This window comes from Flavobacterium araucananum (assembly GCF_002222055.1).
Lineage (GTDB): Bacteria > Bacteroidota > Bacteroidia > Flavobacteriales > Flavobacteriaceae > Flavobacterium > Flavobacterium araucananum.
Map to the genome: position 1 here is coordinate 180,802 of NZ_MUGS01000002.1, position 26,533 is coordinate 207,334.

General features: G+C 33.5%; 20 protein-coding genes. 8 read left to right on the forward strand and 12 right to left on the reverse strand.

Annotated features, from left to right (window positions below):
• Nucleotides 1–435: 435 nt before the first annotated feature.
• The 4 genes from B0A64_RS01100 to B0A64_RS01115 form a co-directional block, all read right to left on the reverse strand.
• Nucleotides 436–1,428: a Gfo/Idh/MocA family protein gene (locus B0A64_RS01100; protein WP_089477702.1), complete on the reverse strand. Its 993-nt coding sequence runs from the start codon at nt 1,426–1,428 to the stop codon at nt 436–438.
• Between the two features lie 457 nt (nt 1,429–1,885).
• Nucleotides 1,886–3,994 carry a prolyl oligopeptidase family serine peptidase gene (locus B0A64_RS01105; protein ID WP_089477703.1) on the reverse strand — a complete coding sequence of 703 codons (2,109 nt, stop codon included), beginning with the start codon at nt 3,992–3,994 and terminating at the stop codon, nt 1,886–1,888.
• A gap of 138 nt (nt 3,995–4,132) precedes the next feature.
• Nucleotides 4,133–6,340, reverse strand: coding sequence for a TonB-dependent receptor (locus tag B0A64_RS01110; RefSeq protein WP_089477704.1), 2,208 nt, complete (start codon nt 6,338–6,340; stop codon nt 4,133–4,135).
• 362 nt (nt 6,341–6,702) lie between these two features.
• Nucleotides 6,703–7,056: a hypothetical protein gene (locus B0A64_RS01115; protein ID WP_089477705.1), complete on the reverse strand. Its 354-nt coding sequence runs from the start codon at nt 7,054–7,056 to the stop codon at nt 6,703–6,705.
• Between the two features lie 191 nt (nt 7,057–7,247).
• Between B0A64_RS01115 and B0A64_RS01120 the strand changes: the two genes are divergently transcribed.
• Entirely contained in the window at nt 7,248–7,982 is a 735-nt protein-coding gene (locus B0A64_RS01120) for a porin family protein (protein ID WP_317044994.1), read from the forward strand.
• Here the strand turns inward: B0A64_RS01120 and B0A64_RS01125 are convergent.
• Entirely contained in the window at nt 7,977–8,582 is a 606-nt protein-coding gene (locus B0A64_RS01125) for a hypothetical protein (protein ID WP_244285322.1), read from the reverse strand. The genes B0A64_RS01120 and B0A64_RS01125 overlap by 6 nt on opposite strands.
• Before the next feature lie 573 nt (nt 8,583–9,155).
• Between B0A64_RS01125 and B0A64_RS01140 the strand changes: the two genes are divergently transcribed.
• The 4 genes from B0A64_RS01140 (at nt 9,156) to B0A64_RS01155 (ending at nt 13,937) form a co-directional block, all read left to right on the forward strand.
• Nucleotides 9,156–11,627, forward strand: coding sequence for a bifunctional UDP-N-acetylmuramoyl-tripeptide:D-alanyl-D-alanine ligase/alanine racemase (locus B0A64_RS01140; RefSeq protein WP_089477708.1), 2,472 nt, complete (start codon nt 9,156–9,158; stop codon nt 11,625–11,627).
• Between the two features lie 68 nt (nt 11,628–11,695).
• Nucleotides 11,696–12,070, forward strand: coding sequence for a large conductance mechanosensitive channel protein MscL (gene mscL / locus B0A64_RS01145; RefSeq protein WP_089477709.1), 375 nt, complete (start codon nt 11,696–11,698; stop codon nt 12,068–12,070).
• 166 nt (nt 12,071–12,236) lie between these two features.
• Nucleotides 12,237–13,226, forward strand: coding sequence for an aspartate-semialdehyde dehydrogenase (locus tag B0A64_RS01150; RefSeq protein ID WP_089477710.1), 990 nt, complete (start codon nt 12,237–12,239; stop codon nt 13,224–13,226).
• Between the two features lie 201 nt (nt 13,227–13,427).
• On the forward strand, nt 13,428–13,937 hold the full coding sequence (locus B0A64_RS01155) for an SMI1/KNR4 family protein (RefSeq protein WP_089477711.1): 510 nt from the start codon (nt 13,428–13,430) through the stop codon (nt 13,935–13,937).
• A gap of 50 nt (nt 13,938–13,987) precedes the next feature.
• Here B0A64_RS01155 and B0A64_RS01160 read toward each other — a convergent pair whose 3' ends face one another.
• The 4 genes from B0A64_RS01160 to B0A64_RS01175 all read right to left on the reverse strand — a co-directional run bounded on the left by B0A64_RS01160 (nt 13,988) and on the right by B0A64_RS01175 (nt 16,543).
• Nucleotides 13,988–14,305: a 2Fe-2S iron-sulfur cluster-binding family protein gene (locus B0A64_RS01160; protein ID WP_089477712.1), complete on the reverse strand. Its 318-nt coding sequence runs from the start codon at nt 14,303–14,305 to the stop codon at nt 13,988–13,990.
• 62 nt (nt 14,306–14,367) lie between these two features.
• The gene (locus tag B0A64_RS01165) at nt 14,368–14,850 is read right to left on the reverse strand and encodes a hypothetical protein (protein ID WP_089477713.1); all 483 of its coding nucleotides are present in this window, start codon (nt 14,848–14,850) and stop codon (nt 14,368–14,370) included.
• Nucleotides 14,851–15,066: 216 nt separating this feature from the next.
• On the reverse strand, nt 15,067–15,306 hold the full coding sequence (locus B0A64_RS01170; protein WP_055097397.1) for a NifU family protein: 240 nt from the start codon (nt 15,304–15,306) through the stop codon (nt 15,067–15,069).
• Nucleotides 15,307–15,412: 106 nt separating this feature from the next.
• Nucleotides 15,413–16,543, reverse strand: a complete 1,131-nt coding sequence (locus B0A64_RS01175; RefSeq protein ID WP_089477714.1) for an Mrp/NBP35 family ATP-binding protein — start codon at nt 16,541–16,543, stop codon at nt 15,413–15,415.
• Between the two features lie 426 nt (nt 16,544–16,969).
• Between B0A64_RS01175 and B0A64_RS01180 the strand changes: the two genes are divergently transcribed.
• The gene (locus tag B0A64_RS01180) at nt 16,970–18,589 is read left to right on the forward strand and encodes a L,D-transpeptidase family protein (RefSeq protein ID WP_089477715.1); all 1,620 of its coding nucleotides are present in this window, start codon (nt 16,970–16,972) and stop codon (nt 18,587–18,589) included.
• A 70-nt stretch (nt 18,590–18,659) separates the two neighbouring features.
• Here B0A64_RS01180 and B0A64_RS01185 read toward each other — a convergent pair whose 3' ends face one another.
• The 3 genes from B0A64_RS01185 to B0A64_RS01195 all read right to left on the reverse strand — a co-directional run bounded on the left by B0A64_RS01185 (nt 18,660) and on the right by B0A64_RS01195 (nt 23,372).
• On the reverse strand, nt 18,660–21,089 hold the full coding sequence (locus tag B0A64_RS01185) for an ABC transporter permease (RefSeq protein WP_089477716.1): 2,430 nt from the start codon (nt 21,087–21,089) through the stop codon (nt 18,660–18,662).
• 145 nt (nt 21,090–21,234) lie between these two features.
• Nucleotides 21,235–21,942: an ABC transporter ATP-binding protein gene (locus B0A64_RS01190; protein WP_089477717.1), complete on the reverse strand. Its 708-nt coding sequence runs from the start codon at nt 21,940–21,942 to the stop codon at nt 21,235–21,237.
• Between the two features lie 182 nt (nt 21,943–22,124).
• Nucleotides 22,125–23,372 carry an efflux RND transporter periplasmic adaptor subunit gene (locus B0A64_RS01195; protein WP_089477718.1) on the reverse strand — a complete coding sequence of 416 codons (1,248 nt, stop codon included), beginning with the start codon at nt 23,370–23,372 and terminating at the stop codon, nt 22,125–22,127.
• A gap of 157 nt (nt 23,373–23,529) precedes the next feature.
• On the opposite strand from B0A64_RS01195, the gene B0A64_RS01200 reads away from it, so the two are divergent.
• Nucleotides 23,530–24,873, forward strand: a complete 1,344-nt coding sequence (locus B0A64_RS01200; protein WP_089477719.1) for a sigma-54-dependent transcriptional regulator — start codon at nt 23,530–23,532, stop codon at nt 24,871–24,873.
• 153 nt (nt 24,874–25,026) lie between these two features.
• On the forward strand, nt 25,027–26,352 hold the full coding sequence (locus B0A64_RS01205) for a sensor histidine kinase (protein WP_089477930.1): 1,326 nt from the start codon (nt 25,027–25,029) through the stop codon (nt 26,350–26,352).
• The last annotated feature ends 181 nt before the right edge of the window (nt 26,353–26,533 follow it).

Below are 26,533 nucleotides of genomic sequence, written 5' to 3' on the forward strand. Positions count from 1 at the left end.
AGAATGGATTAATCCCGAAGCTTCAGGACATCCCTACCATATAAATCGAGCTGAATGCTCTTTGTATAAAGTTCCGGAGGAACGGATTATTTTGTAGCAAGGGATTTTAATCCCTAACGCGACGTAACCATAATATTGATCATCCTGATTTCTATAATAAAATCATTTTTTTTGGGAGCTAATCCCGCTATCCGTTACAAACGAAGTTCACTGAACTCCAATTGAAATAAGATTACTTCACTTCTATCGGGGCTATGGCAATCATTTTCATAAAAATTGTTTTTGATTTTTATGAATTGCCTCCAGCTTTACTGGAGAAAAAAAATGAAAACAGAAAAGGCTTTAGCCAAAAGGTTTAGATCTTTGGCTAAAGCCCTTTTTATATTAAGGCTGTAAACTCCAGCTAAAGCTGGAGGCAATTTACAATTATAATAATTATTTAGAATCCCTAAACTCTTTCAAAACTTCATCGATAACCCAGGTTGTTCTGGCGGCCGAAGTTCCTTTTGAAGGAGAAAAACTCTCATTGCCTAAAAGCTCACTAACAACAGTTTCTATAAAAGGCTGCTGAATATGAAGTGGATTTTCGATTGTGATACTTTCTTTTTCGCCATTTGTATATTGAATATGTATGGGATCATTTCCAAAAGTAGAAAAAGAGATTTTTCCTTTATCGCCAACAATGTCAGTATTGTCATAACGCTCAAAACTGGTAAAGTTCCATAAACCAGTTCCGTGAATTCCGTTTTCGAATAAAAAAGACATAGAAACAGAATCTTCGGCAGGATAAGCTTTAAGCTGAGAACTTGCATGACCACGAACAGATTGAATTTGACCCAAAGCAAAATCAAGAAAATCTAATGTATGACAGGCTAAATCTACAAATATTCCACCACCGGAGATATGTGGCAAAACGGTCCATGGCAAGTTAATTTCGTCATCGTATCGTTCTTCAAAGGGGTGATATAAAACACAATTTACATGTCTTACAGTTCCAATTTTATTCTGGTCGATGAGTTCTTTTATTTTTAAAAACCGAGGCAAACTTCTTCTGTAATATGCCACAAATAAAGGCACATTATGTTCTTTGCAAACGCTAATCATTTCGTTGCATTCTTTAAATGTCAATGCCATTGGTTTCTCTACATAAACAGGTTTTCCGGCTTTGGCACATAAAATCGTATATTCTTTATGAGAGGATGGAGGTGTAGCAATATAAACAGCATCGACTTCCGGGTCATTGATTAAATCAGCGGCATTCGAATACCATTTAGAAACCTTGTGGCGTTTGGCATAATCCTCGGCAAGGGCTGCATCTCTGCGCATAACAGCTACTAAAGCTGAGTTAGGCGTTTTTTGAAAAGCAGGACCACTTTTTACCTCCGTTACATTACCGCAACCTATAATTCCCCATTTTACAATTTTCATTTTTCTGGTTTTTTAGTTATTCAAATTTAAAAAGGTTTGCCGCGAATTACACTAATTTTCCTAAATTATTTATTTTGGACTGCATTAAAAAGTTAAGCCACAGATTAGAATGATTCTCACAGATTAATTTAAAAAGGTTTGCCACGAATTACACTAATTTTCCCGAATTATTTATTTTGAAACTGCTTCAAAAAAGTTAAGCCACAGATTAAAAAAAAAGTTTGCCACGAATTTCATGAATTTTCACTAATTAAATGCATAGCGAAAGTATGCAGCATATAAAATCCTTTTAATCTGTGGCTAAAAAAACATTAATTAAATTTGTGCTAATTCGTGAAATTCGTGGCGAAAAAAAACGTCACATTTGAGAAAAATCAAATTCGTGGCAAAAAAATAACCACAAACTCACAAAAATAATTTGTGAATTCGTGGCTAAAAAAATTAAGTAATTAAAGTTTTACTTTTTAGGTAAAGCTTTAAAACCCATATTATAAAGCGTGAACGCCTGAATGTCTACATTTTCCTGAATGGTTGCCGCTACAGATTTTCCTGCTCCATGACCTGCTTTTACATCAATGCGAATTAAAACGGGATTGTTTCCTGTTTGTTTTTCCTGTAATTCAGCTGCAAACTTAAAACTATGTGCAGGAACAACACGATCGTCATGATCTCCTGTTGTAACCATCGTTGCAGGATATTTAGTCCCATTTTTTACATTTTGTACAGGAGAATATCCTTTTAGGTATTCGAACATTTCTTTGTTGTCCTGAGCAGTTCCGTAATCGTAAGCCCAGCCTGCACCAGCTGTAAAAGTATGGTAACGTAACATATCCATAACGCCAACTGCCGGCAGCGCCACTTTCATTAAATCCGGGCGTTGCGTCATAGTAGCACCTACTAATAAACCTCCGTTAGAACCTCCGCGAATCGCTAAGAAATCTGATGAAGTATATTTTTGAGCAATTAAATATTCGCCAGCAGCGATAAAATCGTCAAATACATTTTGTTTTTGCAATTTAGTCCCCGCATCATGCCATTTTTTACCATATTCACCACCACCTCTTAAATTAGCAACAGCATAAACACCACCGTTTTCCAGCCACACAGCATTTGCAATACTAAAACTTGGTGTCAAACTAATATTGAATCCACCATAACCGTAAAGAATGGTTGGATTTTTAGCATCTAATTTTAATCCTTTTTTATAAGTGATAATCATCGGGATTTTTGTTCCGTCTTTTGAAGTATAAAATACTTGTTTTGATTCGTAGTCCTCACTTTTAAAATCAACTTTAGGTTTTTGGTACACTTCAGATTTACCTGATTTTGCTTCAAGCGAATAAATAGTTCCCGGAGTGGTATAATTGGTAAAGCTGTAATACAATGTTTTTTCGTGTTTTTTGCCTGTAAATCCACCTGCAGTTCCTACCGCAGGAAGTTTGATTTCACGAATTAATTTCCCGCTATAATCGTATTGTTGTACAAACGAAACAGCATCTTTAGTATAGTTAGCAAAGAAAAACCCACCACCTGTTGAAGGTGTTAATATGTTTTGAGTTTCTTTAATAAAATCTTTCCAGTTTTCCGGTTTTGGATTGCTTACATCAACAGTAACAACACGTGTGTTTGGTGCATTTAAGTCCGTTTCGATAAACAATTTAGTCCCTTCGTTTTCGATAATCGAGTTATTGCTGTTAAAATTGTCTACAATGGTAACAATAGGACTATTTGCTTTGGTTAAATCTTTAATGTAAAGCTCATTCCCGTAAGTAGAATTTGATGCTGAGATAATTAAATAATGATCATCTTCGGTAACATAACCACCTACATATCTGCGTTTTTGATCTGCACCAAAAATTACTTTATCTTCTTTTTGAGAAGTTCCAAGTTTGTGAAAATATAATTTATGCTGATCTGTCTTGGCAGACAATTCACTTCCTTTTGGTTTATCATAACTAGAGTAGTAAAACCCTTCGTTTCCATGCCATGCAATACCACTAAATTTAACATCAACCAACGTGTCTTCTAACACCTTTTTTGACAAAACATCAATGATAATCACTTTTCTCCAGTCGCTTCCACCTTCAGAAATAGAATAAGCAGCTTTGTTTCCATCTTTAGAAAAATCTAAACCACCAAGAGAAGTAGTTCCGTCTTTAGAAAAAGTATTAGGATCAAGGAAAACTTCTTCTTTGCCGTCTTGCCCTTTTCTGTACATAACAGATTGATTCTGCAATCCGTTATTTTTAGAATAATAAGTAAACTTTCCTTCTGTATACGGAGCGCTTATTTTTTCATAATTCCACAATTTTTCCATGCGCTTTTTAAGTTCATCACGAAACGGGATTTTATCTAAATAATCATAAGTAACTTCGTTTTGGGCCTTTACCCAAGCACCCGTTTCGGCAGATTTATCATCTTCAAGCCAACGATAAGGATCGCTTACTTTGGTATCAAAATACACGTCAACTGTTTCTCCCTTTTTAGTTTGGGGATATTGAATTTTATTTTGCCCAAATGAAAGTCCTGCGGTTGTAATTGCCATTATAAGAAATGTTTTTTTCATAGTTTTTGTTTAACGGTTGTAACAAAAATAACTTTTTTGTTTTGAAATGATAACGATAAAAAGTTAAACCATATAAGATATATAAGCTCCTTTAGTTTTAACTAAATTTATTTATATGTCGTATATGGTTCAAAAATGTTACAGATTAAAGTTAACTCCCAAAACAATATTTCGTCCGATGTTTGGTATACCGTCAGTTTTTAATCTTGAAAGGTGTGCAATATATTTTTTGTCGAATAAATTGTTTCCGTTCAGGTTCACATCAAAAGCATGTTTGCCTAATTTTACTGTTCCGCCAAAACCCAGGTTTACCAAATTATATCCTTTTGATGCAGTTTCGAAACCACTTACGTTATTTTGGCTAAAAGTCGACGAAAGATTTAAAGAAGCATATCCTTCTTCGAACCAGTTTTTAATTTTAAATTCAGTTCTTAAAGTATTGTTCCAGTTGTTGGCAGGAATTAATGGCAAATAATCATTATTGGCTTTTCTACCGGTTACGGTTTCAAAACTGGTTTCAAAATGCAACCAGTCAAGCGGATGTGGATGAAAGTGCAAACCAACTTCACCTCCGTATAAATTTGCATTATTCTGGATATAAGCAAAAACATCATTATCATCACGAGTTTCTCCGGTTGGCGAAGTGTAGATATAATTGTTTACATGATTGTAAAATCCGTTGATAAAAAACTCAAAGTGCGTATTTTTATATTCTAAATTTAAATCCGTCTGAACGTTTTGTTCTGTTTTTAATGCAGCATTTCCAATTTCGTATCGGTTTGTACCCTCATGAACACCGTTTGAAGTTAGCTCGGCTAAATTTGGTGCTCTAAATCCAGTTGCCACATTCAATCGAAGCGTTAGAGGATCTGCCAGTTTTGTTTTATATCCAAGAGAAGCATTAAAACTATCAAATGATCGGTCTAAAGGTAAAAAATAACCCTCTTCGCCTTCAACACCATGTGCCTGAGAAGTAATATTTCGGTTATCAAAACGCAGTCCCGCCTGTACAACACTATTGTTCCATTCGTAATTTGCTGTTCCAAAAACACCAAAATCATTTGTAGTTGCATCTGGAATTAAATACTCTTCGCCAGAATTTTTGTTGGTTTGGTGCATTCCCTGCACACCAATGATAGTCTCAATTTTTCCTAGTTTAGGAAAATGATATTTAGCATTGTAATTAAAAGTATTCAATTTCATGTGAAGCGATGCATCATTGCTGTCTTCAAATTCGCTTCTGTCATTGGCAATATATCCTAAATCGACATCTAATTTCGAATTCTCAAAAAAGATAACGTTGTTTAAACTCAACAAATGATTAAAAATCCCTTGTCTTGGAAACTCTGTGTTTTTACTTGTCGATTGTTCACCAATTCCGTTATCCGGCATTCCAAGATCAAGTTTGTTGTAATTGTATCTTAAAACACTGGAAAAACTGGAATTACTGTAACCAACTCCGGTTTTAAAATCAGTTTCGTTATAGCGGGTATTCGTTACACGTTCGCCATCGGCAATTTTATAATCAGAATGTGTATTGAAACTTCCACGTGCTAAAAACTTCCAGTTGTCAGTCGAAGTTTTTAGACCAATAGAAGAGTTACTTCCTTGTGTATTGGTGAAATATTTTTGACTAAAATTGGCTTTAAACGTGTTCGCATCGGCAAATTTTTCAGGATTAAAATACAAAACACCACCCAAAGCATCAGAACCATACAATAAAGAAGCAGGCCCTTTGATTACTTCGACACTTTCGATTCCGGCATCATTTAAGCCTAAACCATGTTCGTCTCCAAACTGTTGGTTTTCGATACGAACGCCTTGCGAATATACCAAAACGCGATTTCCGCTGAGTCCTCGAATAACCGGTTTACCAATAGAAGTTCCCGTAGAAATTTGCGAAACCCCTGGAATTGTTGCCAACCCTTCGATTAAAGTTGAGGTTCCTTTTTGCTGTAACGTTTTGATGCTTTCATGCTCAACTTTCATAACGTTTTGCGATTGCAATTTGTTAAAAGGAGTTGAAACCACAACTTCATCCATTTCAAAAACAGATTCGGTAAGCGTTATATCAACAGTATTTTCTTTTAATAGTTTGGAGATTGCCTTACTTTGAGTTGTAAATCCAACAAAAGTAAAAGTAATGCGAAAACTTCCGTTAGGAAGATTCTTAAATTCATATTTTCCGTTTTCATCCGTCGTTGTTCCTTTGTGTAATTCAGGAGCATAAACAGAAACGCCTGATAATGGTTGGTTCTCAAGATTTATTACCTTTCCTGAAACCGAATTTTGAGCAGAAAGAATGCTCGTAAACCCTAAAATAAGAGCTAATATTAATTTTTTCATTTGAAAATGATTCTATAGTTAAACTCGTTGAGCGTATTTTTTTAGCACATAGAAACATAGTATTTATAATATTCAGACAAGGTGTTTCATTTTATTTAAAATGCACATAGTTTTATCTATGTGAAAGAAATGTATTTCTTTTTTAAAGCCTTTTCGATAATAATATCTGATCTATGTTTCTATGTGTTTAGTTTTTTTGAATTATACGAGCGCATTATGGTTAATTGATTTTTTTCTTTGAAAATAAAAACTAAAAAGAATAGTAAAATTTGCCGGTCCTGAGAGTTTCAGGATGGGGAAATGGACTAATTTTTTGAATTAGATTAAAGAAAATTTAAAGTGTATTTCGATTATTTCGAAATTCAGGAAACTATAGCAGCAGGAGGGCCACGCAATAAATACGGGCTTTCTGAAAGTGAAAATATTTTTTCTGCGAGAGAGAAAAAATAAGGGATATTGTTGTTGAAAGTATGAAATTGAAAACCAAATTCTTCCGGAACAATATAACTTCCAAAAGCAAAATGGCATACATAACACAAGTCATAATTATGATGCTGATGCGTTATTTCGCCATTGGGATCATTATAATTGTGATGACATTGTTTTTCTGAAAGTTGCTTTACAATATGCTCATAACTGTGTATCGACTGAAACAATATTGAGAACAATACTGTCAGAGCCAAAGAAACACTTAATATGAGCTGTTTTCTTTTCATTACGGACAAAGGTATAAAAGATCAAAGTAAAATAGAGTCATTTTTTAGATTCTGTTGTTTATTTATTGAAAAAAGTGCAACAAATGATTTTATTCATCTTCAAAAAGAGAATAATTACGATGTAATTGTAACCTGAGCTAGCATTATATTATATTTGTAAGTAAAATAAATCTACACTAAAAAACGTTTACTTGAAAAACTCTTTAAAACCAAAATACGATATGAGATTACTTTTTAGCAGTTTGTTTTTACTATCGTTTTTCAATTCTTTTGCACAAGAAGTGAAGCCGGAGATAAAACCTATCGTTAAAATCGATTCTCTGTATCGTGAGGATCAGTTTTATTTTTCTGTTACATATAATCTTTTAATGCAGGCGCCTGCAGGTTTAAAACAAGATAAATTCTCGGCAGGTGTTTCTGTGGGTTTTTTGCGCGATATGCCCATCAATAAAACAAGAACCGTTGCAATTGCAGCAGGTTTAGGATTGAGCTACCAAAATTTTTATCAAAATCTTACGATTTCAAAAGGGGCAGACGGAGCATTACTATATGCCGTAAATAGTTATGGCGAATTTGGCTCAAATAGATACAAACAATATTCTGTAGATGTACCTATCGAATTTAGATGGAGAAATTCGACTTATGAAAGTTATAAATTTTGGAGGATTTATAGCGGTGTAAAATTGAGTTATGTGTTCTCAGACAAATCAATTTTAAAAGACGGAGACAACACTTTTAAGATCTCTAATAATAAAGATATCAATCAATTTCAATACGGAGTTTATGTTTCCGCAGGTTATAACACCTGGAATGTGTATTGTTATTATGGTTTGAATGGCTTGTTTGACAAATCTGTTAAAACCATTACAGGCGAAAATGTGAACATAAAAGCAATGAATATTGGTTTGATCTTTTACATTTTATAACCACAAATATAAAAACAGGACCTGCGGTATTACACCAATTATTAACCCTATAAGTAATTCTTTGGGCGTGTGAGCTTCCATTTCCAGACGAGAAGATGCTACAACTCCCGTCATTAAAATCAAAAATGCGGCCCAATATGGGTTTTGCATTTGAAGATGAATATTTAATCCAATCGCAAAAATTGTAAAACCGCTGATTGCCAACATGTGCAGGCTGGCTTTTATTTTAAACAAAGAACAAACCAAAGCCAAAATAGTACTAAACAACGCACCAAGAAAAAAGAAATGCAACTCCGGATAACGGGTGATGACAATGCTTCTTTTTACCAATAAAATATACAGAAAACATTGTAAAATAAGCGGAATTTTTCGCTGCGAAGTTTCGTGAACCATCACTGAGTTTACATGACCTGTTGAGCGAAGCAATAAAAAAAAGAGCACAGGAACTAAAATCGTAATGATTAGAATTTGAAATAAAACATAATATTTTTCCTGATTCGTAAAAGCCTCATGTTTGCAAAAAAGATAGAATAAAGTAGCGTACATCGAGATAAAAATCGGATGTAATATATAGGAGAATATAGGGAGTATTCTTTTCAAAACGTTGTATTTAGTGGTGTTTAACAAATATAGAGAAATAATGTTTTTTGCAATGAATTTCACATTTTTTTAGGAATTTTAATTAGAGAATATTTTGTAAATAATTACTGTTTTCATTACAATAGATAAAAAAAATTCTCCATATTTATGTCATTTTGCCACGAATTGCACGAATAACCACGAATTTTAATCCTCTTAATCTGTGGCAGAAAATCACAGCAAAAATTAACCGCAAAGAATTAGCGAAAATTTGTGCAATTCGTGGCAAAAACACATACAGATTAAAAATCATTTTAATCCTCTTAATCTATGGCAAAAAATCACAGCAAAATTCACAGCAAAAATTAACCGCAAAGAATTAGCGAAAATTTGTGCAATTCGTGGCAAAAACACACACAGATTAAAAATCATTTTAATCTTCTTAATCTGTGGCAAAAAATCACAGCAAAAATTAACCGCAAAGAATTAGCGAAAATTTGTGCAATTCGCGGCAAAAAACACAACAACGAATTAGTAAAAATTTGTGCAATTCGTGGCAAACCTTTTTTTAAATTTGACAAAAAGAATTTCTAAATGAGCATAAACTTAAAAAGCCTTATCCCGGTTCTTCATGCCGAATGGACAGGTTCAGACAATGATATTTTTGTTGATCATATTTCAATCGATAGCCGTTCGTTACAAAACGGCTCCGAAACTTTGTTTATTGCCCTGTCAGGTGTTAATAATGATGCTCATTTGTACATTCACGAATTGATCGCGGCAGGTGTTCAAAATTTTGTTGTGCAGTATATTCCTGAAAGCTGTATTGGGAAAGCCAATTTTTTGCTTGTAAAAAACACATTAGATGCTTTACAGGAACTGGCAGCTTATTATCGTAATCTTTTTTATTTTCCTATTATCGGATTAACCGGAAGCAATGGTAAAACGATCGTAAAAGAATGGCTTAACTTTTTGTTGAGTCCCGATTATAATATCATTCGAAGCCCTAAAAGTTACAACTCTCAGGTTGGAGTTCCGTTATCTGTAATTGCTATTAATGAGAAACACAATTTAGGTATTTTTGAAGCCGGAATTTCGACAGTAAACGAAATGATCAAACTCGAAAAGATCATTAAACCAACCATTGGAGTTTTGACCAATATAGGTTCTGCCCATGATGAAGGTTTTGAAAGTCCGGAGCAAAAAATCAACGAGAAATTATTGTTGTTTAAAGAATCAGAAGTAATAATCTACCAAAAAAATATACTTGTAGATCAAAGCCTGAATTTGTTTTGTGCGCAATATCCATTAAAAAACAGAAACCTTTTTTCGTGGAGTTTTACAGATACTTCTGCCAATGTTTTTATTCTTAAAAAAGAAAATAAAGGCGAATTAACCCATATTCAATATCAATATAAAGGAGCGGTTTTTAGTCTGGAAATTCCATTTAGTGATTCGGCTTCTGTCGAAAATGCTATTTCAAGTTTATTGGTTTTGCTTTATTTGAATTATGATTCAGAAACGATACAAAATCGGGTTCAAAATTTGTATCCGGTACAAATGCGTTTAGAGGTAAAAAACGGAATCAATAATTGCAGTATTATTGATGATAGTTACAGTTCTGATTTTGAATCGCTCAAGATTGCTTTGGATTTTCTGGAAAGCCAACAAAAAAAGAATGCTTCAAAAACGATTATTCTATCGGATATCGTGCAAAGCGGATTTTCAAATGAAGAGTTGTATTCTAAAGTAGCACAGCTGATTGCGGATAATAAGATAAATCGCGTAATTGGTATTGGAACTACGATTTCTGCCTTTGCAGCTAAATTTTCGAATGGTATAACATTTCAAAACAAAGCCGAATTTATTGCACAAATTGAGCATTTGAATTTCGAAAATGAAACCATTTTGATAAAAGGAGCAAGATCATTTCAGTTTGAAGAAATTGTTTCTTTACTTGAAGAAAAAACGCATGAAACGATTCTCGAAATCAACCTGAATTCTATTAGTCATAACCTGAATTATTATAAATCAAAATTGGCAAGTAAGGTCAAATTGATGGTTATGGTAAAAGCATTTGGTTATGGAAACGGAGGATTGGAAATCGCAAAATTACTCGAGCATCATAAAGTAGATTATTTGGGAGTGGCTTTTGCCGATGAAGGAATCTCGCTTAAAAATGGCGGAATTAAATTGCCAATTATGGTTTTGAATCCGGAATCGACCAGTTTTCCTTCGATTATTCAGTACAATTTAGAACCTGAAATTTATAGTGTAAAAGGATTAAAAGCTTTTCTGAAAATTGCAAGAGAAAAGGATTTAAAAGACTTTCCGATACATATTAAACTAGATACAGGGATGCACCGCTTGGGTTTTGAAGAAAATACATTAGGCGAACTCATTGAAACCTTAAAAGGAAATACAACTGTAAAAGTAAAAAGTGTTTTGTCGCATTTGGCAACAAGTGACGAAGTAAAACATTATGATTTTGTGATTTCGCAGATTAATTTGTTCGAAGAATTATCGTCTCGATTAATTTCGGCATTAAATATAAATCCAATTCGCCATATCTTAAACACTTCCGGAATTAGTAATTTTCCGGATGCACAATATAATATGGTGCGATTAGGTATTGGTTTGTATGGAGTTTCTAACGATCCGGCGGAACAAAAATACCTGGAGAATGTTGGAACTTTAAAATCGATTATCTCGCAGGTGCGTACCATTCCTGTTGGAGACAGCGTAGGTTACGGTCGTCGTTTTATGGCAGAGAAAGAAACTAAAATTGCTACAATACCAATAGGGTATGCCGATGGGATTTCGAGATTATGGGGAAACCTTGTAGGTTATGTGGTCATTAAAAACCAAAAAGCGCCAATTGTTGGTAATGTTTGTATGGATATGTTAATGGTTGATGTAAGTCATATTGATTGTAAAGAAGGAGATTCGGTTATTATTTTTGGAGAAACTCCAACCGTTATAGAAATGGCAATAGCTTTAAAAACAATTCCGTATGAAATTATGACCAGCATCTCGCAACGCGTAAAAAGGGTATTTTTTAGATAGATTTTTGAACTTTGCAGAAAATTGCGTATTTTCGATATCAAATTAATTATAAACTAAAACAAACAATTATGGGGATATTTTCAGAATTTAAGGAATTTGCAATGAAAGGCAACGTAGTCGATTTGGCTGTGGGTGTTATCATTGGAGCTGCTTTTGGTAAAATTGTAAGCTCATTAATTGAAAATGTAATTACGCCATTAATCTTAAAACCGGCATTAGACGCTGCTCATTTGTCTACGATAGAAGAGCTGACTGCTTTTGGAGGTGTCAAGTACGGTTTGTTCCTGTCAGCAGTGATTAACTTTGTAATTGTTGCTTTTGTTTTGTTTTTAATAATTAAAGGTATAAATCACGCAAAAAAGAAAGATGTTGCACCTCCCGCACCAGCAGGACCAACTCAGGAAGAACTACTTATACAAATTAGAGATCTGTTAAAAAAATAAATGCCGCTACACTAAGTCTAACTTAACCGTTCCTTAATTGGAACGGTTTTTTTTATTTTGTGTGTTTTGTAACATTTTGTTATTTTTTGTGAAGCACCTTGTTTTGTTTTTTATTATAGCTACTTTTGTACTGTAAATTAGATTAATTCATACTAAAGATATAAAAATGAGAATAGCCGTTGTAGGTGCCACTGGTATGGTTGGCGAGATAATGCTTAAAGTTTTAGCCGAAAGAAATTTTCCTGTTACAGAGTTAATTCCTGTAGCATCAGAGAAATCAGTTGGAAAAGAGATTGAATATAAAGGTCAAAAATATAAAGTTGTTGGTTTGCAAACTGCTGTTGATTTAAAAGCAGATATTGCTGTTTTTTCTGCCGGAGGAGACACTTCGTTAGAGTGGGCGCCAAAATTTGCTGCAGCCGGGACTACAGTTATTGATAACTCTTCGGCATGGAGAATGGATCCGACTAAAAAGTTAATCGTTCCGGAAATCAATGCAGATACATTAACGAAAGAAGATAAAATTATTGCAAACCCAAACTGCTCAACCATTCAAATGGTTTTGACATTGGCTCCGTTGCATAAAAAATACAACATAAAAAGAATCATTGTTTCTACCTATCAATCGATTACCGGAACTGGTGTAAAAGCAGTGAGACAGTTAGAAAACGAGTACGCTGGAATTCAGGGAGAAATGGCTTATAAATATCCAATTCATAGAAACGCGATTCCGCATTGCGATAGTTTCGAGGAAAATGGATATACGAAAGAAGAAATGAAATTGGTTCGTGAGACTCAAAAAATTCTTGGTGATAATACCATTAGAGTTACAGCAACTGCAGTTCGTGTACCAGTTGTAGGCGGACATAGCGAAGCGGTAAATGTCGAGTTTACAAACGATTTTGATGTAAACGAAGTTCGTGAAATTTTGCACCATACGGATGGAGTTGTAGTTCAGGATAATTTAGATACATTTACATACCCAATGCCCTTATATGCTGAAGGAAAAAATGATGTTTTTGTTGGAAGAATTCGTCGTGACGAAAGCCAGCCAAACACACTAAACATGTGGATCGTTGCTGATAACTTACGTAAAGGTGCTGCAACAAACACAATCCAGATTGCAGAATATTTAATTCAGGCAGGTTTGGTATAATCCAGAGATTAAAGAAAATTGTTATAAAGAAAAGACCGTAATTGCAGTACTGTAATTGCGGTTTTTTTGTTGGAGAGTTTCAGTGTTTTAATTAAAGTGAAACGACTATTGTACATTTTTGAAATCCTATGTTTCTATGTGTTAAAATAAAAGCCAAAGATTGATGAAAAGTGTATCTTAGCCAGTATAAATATAAAGGAAATGAATTTCGATAACTATAAAATAATCCCCAATTACAAAACGAATGCAACAGACTTATTTCTAGCTGATAAAGAGGAAATCCTGGCTTGCGAAAAAACACTGAACATTGCTTTTGATGAAGATTATAAACAATATGTTTTAAAATACGGATGCGGAATCCTTGGCGGAACCTATGTGCGGATTTATCTTCCTGAAACCATCATACTTACCAGTGCAGAATGGAAGAGCCGAATAAACGAATATTGGTTCTGGGATGATGGAAAAGATGTTTTGACAAAAGAAGAAGTTTTAAACTCCGTAAGGATAGGAGATACTTTTGATGGAGATGAAATTATTCTTTATAAACAAGAGTATTTTATTTTGCCCAGAAATAGTGAGGTAATCTATAAAGCAGGAAATACGCTTGAAGAAACGATAACCTGGTTGTGCTCGTCAGGAATTTTGACAGAAGCCTTTGCAGAAAGAGAATTTGAACCTTTTGATCCGGGGGATTTAGGAAATGAATCTTAGGGAATAATCATAAAAAAAGCGAGAATTTTAGTTCTCGCTTTTTTTTGTATTTAATATTCAGGGGCTAATTCTAATTCTAATCCTTCAAGTTGGGTAGTAATTGGAATCTGACAGCCTAAACGACTATTTGATTTTACGTAAAATGCTTCTGATAACATGGCTTCTTCTTCGTCTCCCATTTCCGGCAATGCAACATCATTAAGAACATAACACTGGCAAGATGCACACATGGCCATTCCGCCACAGGTTCCTTCAACAGGTAGTTCGTATGCTTTGCATAACTCCATTATATTCATTGCCATATCAGTTGGAGCTTGTAACTCGTGTATAACTCCTTCTCGATCTTTAATCTTTATTAATACATCCATTTTATTATTTGGAATTTTGTTGCTGGTTAGGATTTTATAACGTGAAAAAATCCTTACTGGTGCTAACTATTTTTAATACTAAAAGCGTATTCTTTTTTGTTGCCTTCTTTGAGACGCATTTTTACGCCAAGAGTATTTCCGTTTTTTTCTAATATAGTGACTAAAGCAATTACTGAATAATAATCTTTATCAGATTGAAAAACTAAAGTGCCTTCGTAAGTAGAATTTGTTACTCCTTGTTTGTCTGTTGTAACAGATACTTTTCTGGGATGTGTAAATTGTGCAGCGCTATAAGTTGCTTTGTTAGCAAATTTAGCCTTTCCGTCGCATAAATCGAACAAGAAATCATAATTGCCAATTCTTAAACTGCCTTCTTCATCATTTGCATTTGTCGAAAATACAATTTGACCACTATATTGAAAATCTGACCACTCTTCAGCTTCATTTAACCAAGCTTTACTAACAACAAGAGTTTGCGTTGTTTGTTGTGCATAATTTACAGAAACACAAAACAACAATATAAATAGAGCGTAGTAATTCTTCATAAACTTTAGATTTAGAGTTATGTGACAAATTTAAGTTAATTAAGTAACAATTCCTTAACCAAAACTCTTAAATCTTTACATTGTTTTTTGCTAAATCCGCAATAAGTAGCTTTATTTATGGTGTATTTTTAAACATTCACAAAACAAACCACTCAAAGAACTATTATTCTTGTTAATTGACAAAGTCGTAAAAGCACAAAAAAATCTTGCTTTTACTTACATTATATTCACCACGGTTTCTATTTGTGGTGCATATTTTTTTATTGTTGTTTCAACCCCAGCTTTCAGGGTCATTTGGTTTACACTACAGCTAATGCATGCTCCTTCAAGACGAACTTTGACATGTTTGTCGTCGTCTATAGAGATTAACGTAATGTCTCCTCCATCAGAATTTAAAAAAGGTCTAATTTCGTCAAGAGCCAATAATACGTTGTTTGTTAATTCTTCTGTTGTCATAATATTAATGTGTCAATTAGAGAATTAGAGAATTAGATAATGCTTTAAGGAAATTTTAAATTCTCCCAATAGCATTATCGAATTGCCTCATTATCTCATTATCTAATTATTTCTTTACTGCTGAACAACCTGCCATAGTTGTAATTTTAATAGCTTCTGTTGCCGGCAAATTATCATTTCTGTTTACAACTTCCTGCACAACATTTCGGGTAATTTCTTCAAAAACAGTTTCGATTGTCGAAGCCGTTTGCATTGCTGCAGGACGTCCGTAATCTCCGGCTTCACGTATAGACTGTACAATAGGAACTTCTCCTAAAAACGGAACATCTAAATCTTCGGCAAGGTTTTTTGCTCCTTCTTGTCCAAAGATATAATATTTATTGTCAGGTAATTCTTCGGGAGTAAAATAAGCCATATTTTCTATAATACCCAAAACAGGAACATTGATGTTGTCCTGCATAAACATAGCAACACCTTTTTTAGCATCGGCAAGAGCCACAGCCTGGGGTGTACTAACTACAACAGCACCGGTAATTGGCAATGATTGCATGATCGAAAGATGAATATCTCCCGTTCCCGGAGGTAAATCGATTAACATAAAATCAAGTTCTCCCCAATCTGCATCAAAAATCATTTGATTTAAAGCTTTTGCTGCCATTGGACCTCTCCAGATTACAGCCTGACTTGGAGCTGTAAAGAATCCAATAGAAAGTATTTTGATATCATAACTTTCAACCGGTTTCATTTTTGATTTTCCGTCAACGTTAATCGAAATAGGTTTTTCGTTTTCGACATCAAACATAATTGGCATCGAAGGGCCGTAAATATCCGCATCAAGAATACCAACATTAAAACCCATTTTTGCAAGAGTTACAGCAAGATTAGCCGTAACAGTAGATTTTCCTACACCACCTTTACCAGAAGCAACGGCAATAATATTTTTGATTCCCGGAATAGCTTTCCCTTTTATTTCGTTTGGATTTTCCTTAGCCTCAACTTTAATGTTTACTTTAACTTTTGCCTCTGGAGATACCAATTCAAGTATTGTTTTTTTGATATCATCTTCGGCTCTTTTTTTAATGTGCATTGCAGGGGTATGCAAAAGTAAATCTACCACGACTTCATCGCCAAAAGTAATTACATTAGCAACCGCGCCACTTTCAACCATATTTTTTCCTTCTCCGGCTATAGTAATTGTTTCTAGAGCTTTAAGAATTTCTTTTCTATCTAATTTCATTTTAATATACTATTTTCTATTAACAGAAATCGATTTAAGCATTGTGTTTATTTAAACTGATTTCAGACTGCAAAGATAACAGATTATGTTCGGATTCAAACCCTTTTTTAGATTGTATTTACTGATATCGGGATTAGCCAAAATGATTCTAATAGTTCCTGTTTGCCTTCTTTTTACAGAAACCGAACCGATATTCTATTTGCTATAGCCTGATCAAAACAAACAGCAGACCAAAATATACGAATTTTAAGATAAATTTTTAAACCAAGATCATCAAAATATCAATAATCTTGGTTATATTTGAGAACCCTGAATTTTTAATTTCTACTATCTCAAAAAGTATGTGAAAACGTGTTTTTAGGACAATTATGGGTTTTCGGTATTTTTTGAATAAAATTTAGTCTCAATAAATTTAAAGCTAAAAATATGCGAAATTTTACCTTTTTATCTGCGATAATTGCCGCTGGTTTTCTGTTGCTTTCTTCTGAATCTTCTGCTAAAGAAAACGAAATAATAAATAAACCAACGAAGTTTGAAAGTCATATCATCTCTAACAGGTTTTTTTCTAAACTTACTGTAAATCTTGAGTCCATTAATCAATTTTACAGGAAATACCCCAAATTAAAAAAGTATCAAAATGATGTTTTAGATCTCTATAAAAAGAAAGAATACAATTTGATCTGGTATGACGATAAAAACGTCAGCGAATTTGGATCACTTTTATATCATAAAGTACACTTGCTCAACGATCAGGGTATCAAGGCGACTTTGCCTTATATGGATTTAGTCGATGATGTATTTAATGAAAATGTATCAAACAAACTTCCTCAAATCGATACAGAGCTTTTGCTGTCGAATATGTATGTGTTTTATGCCAGCAATGTTTATTCTGGTGTTGATGCCGCAACGCTAAAAAAAATTGGTTGGTTTTTGCCTGCAAAGAATATTTCGTATGCAAAGATATTAGACTCTCTCATGGTTGATCCCGACCGATTAAACAAGGATGAAAACCTTTTATACGGACAATTCTATAAGCTTAAGGCAGTATTGAAAAAATATAGAACTATTGAAAAAAACAATCAATGGAAAAAAATAGAAATAGATAGTGCAACGTACAAAGACCTAAAGCCATTTGATAGCGGTGTTGCAGTAAAACAAATACGAGAACGTTTATTCGTGGTTGGAGATTTAGCACAAGATTCTAAAAGTAATGTGTATGATGATGAAATGATGGCGGGAATATTAAAATATAAAAACAGGTATGGACTTAAATTAAATTACACACTGACCAGAGAACACATCAACCAGATGAATGAGCCAATTGCAAACCGTATTAAAACCATCATGTTGAATATGGAACGTTGCAGATGGATACCGCCAAACCTGGCACAAGCAAAAGAATATATTATGGTTAATATACCGTCGTTTAAATTGGTTTATGTAAAAAATGGAAAGTACGAACTCGTGTCCGATGTTTTTGTGGGAACAAGAATGACCGAAACAGTAATATTTAGCGGTGACATGGACAGAATCGTGTTTAGCCCCTATTGGTATGTACCGCAGAGTATTATAAAAAACGAATTAAAAATAAAAATGGCAGAAGATAAAAACTATCTGGCAGATCATAATATGGAGTGGAACGGGGGGAATGTTCGACAAAAACCAGGACCTAAAAACTCTCTGGGTTTGGTTAAATTTATGTTCCCAAATCCCAATGATATTTATTTGCACGACACACCATCCAAAAGTTTATTTGAATTCGAAAAACGTATTTTTAGCCACGGATGTATTAATGTAAAAGAAGCCAAAGGTTTGGCTCTCGCTATTTTAAAAGAGGATCCCGATTGGCCTGCTGCTAAAATTGATCAGGCGATGAGTGGTGAAAAAGAAACAACCTGTAAGCTTAAAAATAAAATCCCAATCTATATTGGTTATTTTACTGCTTGGGTAACTGATAACGGAGAAATTGGTTTTTACCCTGATGTCTACGACAGAGATGTGCAATTGTATAAGTTGCTGTATACAGATGCTGTAGTTTCAAAGTAAAAATATTAAGTTAGAAACCCGACAGGTTCTAAAAATCTGTCGGGTTTCTTAAAAAAAATGGTCTACAAGTTTATTCGTATTTTAAATATTTGAGAATATCAATTTTGGTTACCTGATAAGCTTTTGCCAAAACAATTATTAAAGTCAGAGTCAATAAAGAAATCAGTGCGATGCTAAACGGAACAATTGAAATGTTGATTCTAAAAGCAAAATCTTCAAGCCATTTTTGCAGTAAAATATACGCAGGAACAATCCCTATTGCAAATCCCAGAAAGCAGAAACCTACATATTGTCTGGATAATTCTTTTAGCAAAACATCCGTTTCTGCACCTAATGTTTTTCTGATGGCAATTTCTTTTAAGCGTCGTTCCATAGAGAAAGAAGCCAATGCAAATAATCCAAAAATGGCTATAATAATTACCACAAGATTTAAGATAAAAAACAAACCTTTTTGTTTTACCTGCTCTTCGTAGGTTTTTGCAAAGCTTTTATTGACAAATTCATACTCAAAAGGATAATCCTGATTGATGTTTTTCTCCCAATATGTTTTTAATTTATCTAAAGTCCCCGTTAGATTATTTGGAGATACTTTTACATACACATTCTCAAAATTATTCCATTTTAAAGTTTTGATACTTATAAAAACCATTGGCGGAACTTTATTTTGAAGTCCTGTAATATGAAAGTCTTTAACAACTCCTACCACTTTAAATTTCATGTTTCCTTTGTCATTTCCCCAGCCAGAACTTATTATAGTATTTATGGGGTTTTTAAGTCCCAGTGTTTTCGCCAGCGTTTCGTTTATTAACCAGTTACTTATAGTATCCGAAGCATATTTTGGAGATAAATCCCGTCCTTTGACGATCTTAATTTTCATCATTTCCAGAAAACCAAAGTCCATGTCGACATTTCGGGGTTGTACAGAAATACCGTTGTAGGTAAATCCGGAACTCGAGTTGGTACTGTTGCCAAAAGAACCTGCAAATGTAGATACATCCTCAACCCCTGATAGTTTAAGAATCTCTTGTTTTGTAGTCAGGTATTTTGCTGTTTTGTTATTTCGATCGGTAAATTTAAACGGAATTTTGATCACTTGATCTCCACTAAAACCAAGATCTTTATTCATCATATAATTCACTTGCGAATTTACAATCAAGGCGCCAATAATGAAAAACGCTGCAATACCAAATTGAAAAATAAGCATTGAATTTCGAATCCATATTCCGCTTTTACTTCTGGAGAAATTTCCTTTTAAAACTTTTAAGGTCTCGAAGTTTGAGATATAAATGGCTGGAAAAATACCCGCAAGAATGATTACTAATCCAAATATAAAAAGAAGCTGCAGGTAAAATTCACTGCCATTCATAGTCAGAGATTTATTCAGGAAATTGTTGTAGTAAGGCAATGAAAGCTCTACTATGGCTAAAGCAAAAAGAATTGCTAAAGTCACAATTATAGCAGTTTCAAATATAAATTGAGTAATAATTTGCTTTTTTGATGCTCCCACCACTTTGCGAACACCTACTTCTTTAGCGCGTTTTATGGCTGAGGCCGTTGCCAAATTAATATAGTTTACCAGAGAAAGTGTCAAAATCAAAATTGATAAACCTACCATGATATAAAGCAGTTGCAAATTGCCGGGACCTTCAGGTAAATTCGAACCACCGGCAGATTTTGTACCATGTAAGCGCACGTGGTCTAATCGATCAAGAATAACCTTGATTTCGCCATTTTCTTTTATAAACTGTTCAACGGTTTGTCCGCTTTCTTTTGCATATTTTAAAACCCTGTTGACAAAATTGACATGTCGCATCTTCTTTAAAACAGTCTCGATGTTGGCTCCTTTTTTGGTTTTAATCAGTAAAGTATAACTGAAATCGCCCCAACTGTTTACATTATTATCGCCCAAAAGACCTCCAAAAACATAATCAGGTTCAATAGAAGAAGGTTTAATGATTTTATAAACAGATTTTACAACGTAAGCCTTTTTATCATTTGTGATTATTTTGCCAATAGGGTCTTCATTTTTGAAAATTAATTTCGCCGTTTCTTCAGAAATTGCAACACTGTTTTTTTCTTTCAAAATGTCCTTTTTGGCTCCTTTTGTAATTGGAAACGGAAAGGCATCAAAAAAACCATAATCTGCGACTATAATCTTTTTACTCATCCATTTTTGATTTTTATATCGTATTACATCTTGATAATACCAACCATCAAACAAAGTAATAGATTCAATTTCAGGAATTGTTTCTTTGCACGTTACACCAAAAGGTATTGGATTTGCTGCCCAGATATCACCAGTTGGTCCAAGTTTGTTGAGAACCTGATAAACGTTTTCTTTTTCAGGATTCCATTGATCATACGAATTTTCGTTGTTCCAATATAAAATGGCAAAAATTACACCCGCAATACCAATGCTTAATCCCAGAACATTCAAAAGCGAAAACAATTTGTTTTGCTTTAAATGATATATAAATATTTTAAACCAGTTAAAAATCATGTTTTATTTTTTATCGTTAATGATATGTTTCAATAGATCTTTCAGGCTTTTAAACCTGTTTAATCTTTATATAATGGCGAATATCTTGCAAACAAACCCCACCAGAATTATGATTGCGGTTACAATAAATTGTATCATTTTGAAATTATTTAGCGTCCATAAAAACATCAACATTTCTCTGATTTAATCTTTCAGAAAATATAACACCATCTTTCATGTGAATCGTTCTTTGCGAAAACGAAGCATCATAATCAGAGTGTGTAACCATCAAAATAGTCGCTCCTTTAGCGTGCAAATCTGTTAACAGTTCCATTACTTCATTACCGTTTTTACTGTCCAGATTTCCCGTTGGTTCATCGGCAAGAATAATTTTGGGATCATTAACCAAAGCTCTTGCAACGGCAACCCTTTGTTGTTGCCCGCCCGAAAGTTGTTGCGGAAAATGTTTTAAGCGGTGTGTGATGTTCAATTTCTCAGCAATCGCTTCTATCTTTTGTTTTCTGTCTGACGCTTTTACATTGTTGTAAAGCAAAGGCAATTCGATATTATCATAAACCGAAAGTTCATCGATTAAGTTGAAGTTCTGGAAAATAAAACCAATGTTTTCTTTGCGAACATTAGCCCTTCCTTTTTCTTTCAAGCCTACCATTTCCTGATCCAGTAATTTGTAACTCCCATCGTTGGCACTGTCCAGAAGCCCAATAATATTTAGTAAAGTCGATTTTCCACAACCAGAAGGACCCATAATAGTCAGGAAATCTCCTTTTTTAATCTCTAAAGTAATTCCGCTTAAAGCAGAAGTTTCCACCTCTTCCGTTTTAAAAACTTTGGTTAAATTTTGAATTGTTATCATAGTTTTTCAAGGTTTTAATTGTTGTTGATTTATGTTTTTTTGATTGATGATTGAAACTTTTATTTTTTTTCGCCACGAATTTCACAAATTAGTACGAATTAATTTTTTTGACTATCAGAATGAAAATTCGCGAAAATTTGTGGCAAACTTTTTTAAACTGAAAACTGCGACTGAAAACTGTTTTACTGCGAACTACTAATCGATAATTCCTCTATATCCTTATAATCTGTATAGGACGAAGTAATCACAGATTCACCTTCTCTTAAACCTTCGAGAACTTCATAATACGAAGGATTTTCTCGACCTAGTTTTATATTTCTTCTTTCGGCTTTATTTCCCTTTACGACAAAAATCCATTTTCCTGACGTTTCCTGATTAAAACTTCCTTTTTGAACGACAAGTGTTTTATTTTTCTCGGATAAAATCAGTTTTACACCAAAACTAAGTCCGTCTTGCAAAGTGATATTCTCTTTAGATACAAAAGCCAGTTCTACTATAAAATGTCCGCTTTTTACTTCCGGGATTACTTTTGTTACTAAAACTTCCAGATTTTTGCCTTTAAATTCTACCTGACCTTTTAAACCCTCGCGTACTTTTTCGAGATAAAATTCGTCTACCTCGGCAGTTAATTTGTAACCCTGCTTAGAATCAATTTTTCCGATGCTTTCGCCAGCCTGAAAAGTTTTTCCTAAAACAGGCTGAAATGAAGTCAATCGACCAGATTCTGAAGCAGTAATCAGAAAATTCTTTTTATTGTTTCTCAAAATATCCAAACTTTTTTCCATCGTTTGAATCGAATGGTTGATTTGCGAAATCTGAATTTGATTGGTTTGTTTCTCTTTTTGAATACTTTGCTGAATCGTTCTTTTTCGTTCTTCCTGAAAACGAAGACTTTCTTTAAAAGTATTCCAGTCGTTTTTAGAAATCACCTCTTTGTCATATAATCGGGCATTCATGTCATATAATCTTTTGGCATCATTATAATCATGTTCGATTAAAACCAAATCTTTATTCAAACTTAACTCTTGATTTCTAATGTTTAGTTTTCCGGTATTCAAATTGTTAATTTGCTCGATAATTGCTGTTTCCTGAGTCAGGTAATTAAGCTCCGTATTTGGGTTGTACAATCGGGCAAGGGATTGTCCTTTGGTAACCATTGCGCCATTTTCTACAAAAATCTCTTTTACAGATCCTCCTTCGGTAACATTGACAAGCATTACATTCAAAGGTTCTACTTTTGCCTGAAAAACCACAAAATCTTCAAAAAAAGCTTTTTCTACTTTTTGAATGCTTAGTTCATCTGCTTTTACATTTAAGCTTCTTTTGGTGTTAAACGAAAGAAAGACGATTGTTGCCAAAACTAAAAAAACTCCAATTGCTATTGTGAGATATCTAAATTTTCTATTTTTACGAGGAATTATCTTGTCCATTTTTTTAATAATTTACTGATTACCAATAGGTAAATACTGTGCCATAAAAATTATCATTTGTAAAACATTGATTTTAAAGAAGCTTTAAAAACCATTCAAAAAAGAACTGTTCGATAATGAACAGTTGACCGTTCGTTATCGAACAAAAAAACAGATCATGCGAAAAAAACAAGCTCAAATATTGATTGTTGACGATCAGGAAGAAATTCTTTTTTCGGCAAAAATGATACTCAAAAAACATTTTGAAACCATTTTTACGACAAATAGCCCTAAAAAAATCATTTCCATTTTAAATGAAAATGAAATAAATGTGGTTTTATTAGACATGAATTATAGAATTGGTTTTGAAGACGGACGCGAAGGAATTCATTGGCTCAAAGAAATAAAAATACTATCGCCACAAACCGTTGTAATTTTAATGACCGCTTTTGGTAAAATTGATACAGCAGTCGAAGGCATAAAAATTGGTGCTTTTGATTATGTTTTGAAACCCTGGCATAACGAAAAACTGCTCGAAACTATTGATAAAGCTGTAACCGAAAGTAGAAAGAACAGTAAAAAAAGAGTAGAAGAAAAACAGACAAAAAGCTATTTTGTGGGTAATTCTCTTAAAATAAAACAAGCGTATTCTATTGCTGAAAAAGTAGCCAGAACAGATGCGAATGTTTTAATATTAGGCGAAAACGGAACCGGTAAATATGTTTTTGCCGAGTTTATTCATTTAAATTCAGAACGAAAAGAACAACCTTTTGTACATGTTGATTTAGGTTCTTTGAGTGATAATTTATTCGAAAGTGAGCTTTTTGGTTATGCAAGAGGTGCTTTTACAGATGCTAAAACAGATACCGCCGGAAGATTTGAAACAGCATCCGGTGGAACGATTTTTCTGGACGAGATAGGAAATATTCCGTTGCATTTGCAATCTAAATTGTTACATGTTTTGCAAACCAAGACCGTTACGCGTTTGGGTGAGAGCAAAGCAAGACCTTTGAATGTTCGTATAATTGCAGCAACAAATAGTGATATAAAAGCGGAAGTTAAAAATAAAACCTTTCGGGAAGATTTGCTGTATCGCATCAATACAATGGAAATTTATTTGCCGCCACTACGCGAGCGAAAAGATGATATTGTACCAATGGCACATTTTATTCTGGATAAGATCGCCGAAAAATACAACCAACAAAATTGGTATTTTGAGGATAATGTAGCTCCTTATTTAGAAAAATATCCCTGGAAAGGTAATATTCGGGAATTAGAAAATAAAATAGAACGTGCTTTGATTTTAGCCGATTATAATACAATTTCGGTAACCAACTTAGATATTCTGGACTTTGAAGAAATTCAGGAAAATGATGAAAATCCGCTATCTGAGATGGAAAAAAATGCAATCGAAAAAGTATTGCTCAAACATAACGGAAATATCAGCAAAGCAGCCGAAGAACTTGGTTTGTCGAGAGCCGCTTTGTACAGAAGAATTGAAAAATACGATTTAAAGAATTAAAAATAGTTTTGCCACAGATTACAGGATTAAGGTGATTCTTAAAATTTGTCTCTCGCAGATTTTACAGANNTCTGTAAAATCTGCGAGAGAACTATATTAGGCAAAGAAATCATTTCTAATCCTTTAATCAGTGGCAAGAAAAAAAATAAAATAATGAAAAACTGGAAATTCTACAATGCTGTGTTTATAAGGCTTCTGTTTGTAATGTTGCCTTTTTTCTTTGCCGTATTTTTAGTCTACAAAAACTTTCGCTTCAATGCTGTTTTAGTTGGATTCTTTGCTTTTTTGATGCTTTTCGAAATGTATTTTTTTGTCAAAAATCAATTGTTATTTTACGATAAAACATTGCTTTCGATATTGCAAAGTGATTTTTCGACCAATTTTCCTGAAGAATATAAAAAGGCAAATTTCAAAAATTTACATCTTTTGTATAATAAACTAAAGGTTCAGCAACAAGAACAAACTTCGAAAGAACTCATTTATCAATCTATTTTAAATAATATTGATACGGCTACTCTAATTCTTGAAAAGGAAAATAAGGATTGGAATATTTTTTTAATGAACGATTGTTTCTCGACATTGTTTAAAGTGCCCAAAGTAAGTCATTGGAAGTATCTTAAAAATTACTTACCATCATTATGCAATGAAATCGAGGATAGAGGTTTTACGGAATTAAAATCGGCAATTTCGATCAAAATCGAAGAACAGGATTTACAAACTTTCGTGTTGCAAACCTCACACACCAAAACATATAACAAGGAATATTTTATTATTTTATTGGATAGTATTCAGCGCGTAATTGAGAAAAAAGAAAAAGAAGCCTGGATTAACCTCATGAAAATTATTTCGCATGAATTAATGAATTCCTTAACGCCAATTCGAGCACTTTCGCAAAATTTACTTCATATTGTCGATCAGGAACAACTCGAAGAAGATGATTTTGAAGACATCAAAAGTAGTATTTCGACCATAATAAACCGAAGTGACCACTTGCAGGTTTTTGTCGAAAATTATCGAAAACTAGCCATGCTTCCAACTCCAAACAAGCAAATGACACCCATAAACCTACTTTTGCAAGATTGCATGCGAATTATGAGTCCTGTTTTGAAAGCTGAAAATATAGAATTGATAAACGAAATAGATAGTTCAAGATCTATTTTGATTGATAAAAACCAGATGGAGCAAGTAATTATTAATCTGATTACAAATAGTATTTATGCCTTGAAAGAAAAGCCGGAAAAGAAAATATTTTTGTCCGGTTATACTGAAAACAATCGCTTTTTTATCACAATTTCAGATAATGGGAGAGGGATTGATGCTGAGATTAGGGACAAAGTATTTCTACCATTTTTTACCACCAGAAAAGATGGTGCAGGAATTGGTTTAACACTTTCTAAAAATATTATCGAAGCACATGGTGGTTATTTAAGTTACCAAACCTATGAAGATAAAACCAGCTTTGTGATTTGTTTGATTTAGAATTTAAACCATATAAGTGATGTAAGTTCATATTAAGCTCTAGGAAATATCTCAAAGCTGTTTGTATTAATCGCTCAAAGTCGCAGAGTCGCAAAGAAAAACTTAAAAAATAAAACTTAGCGGCTTTGCGACTTTACGAGATTAAATGGCAAAGTAAATAAAGACTGTACTTTAAATGAAC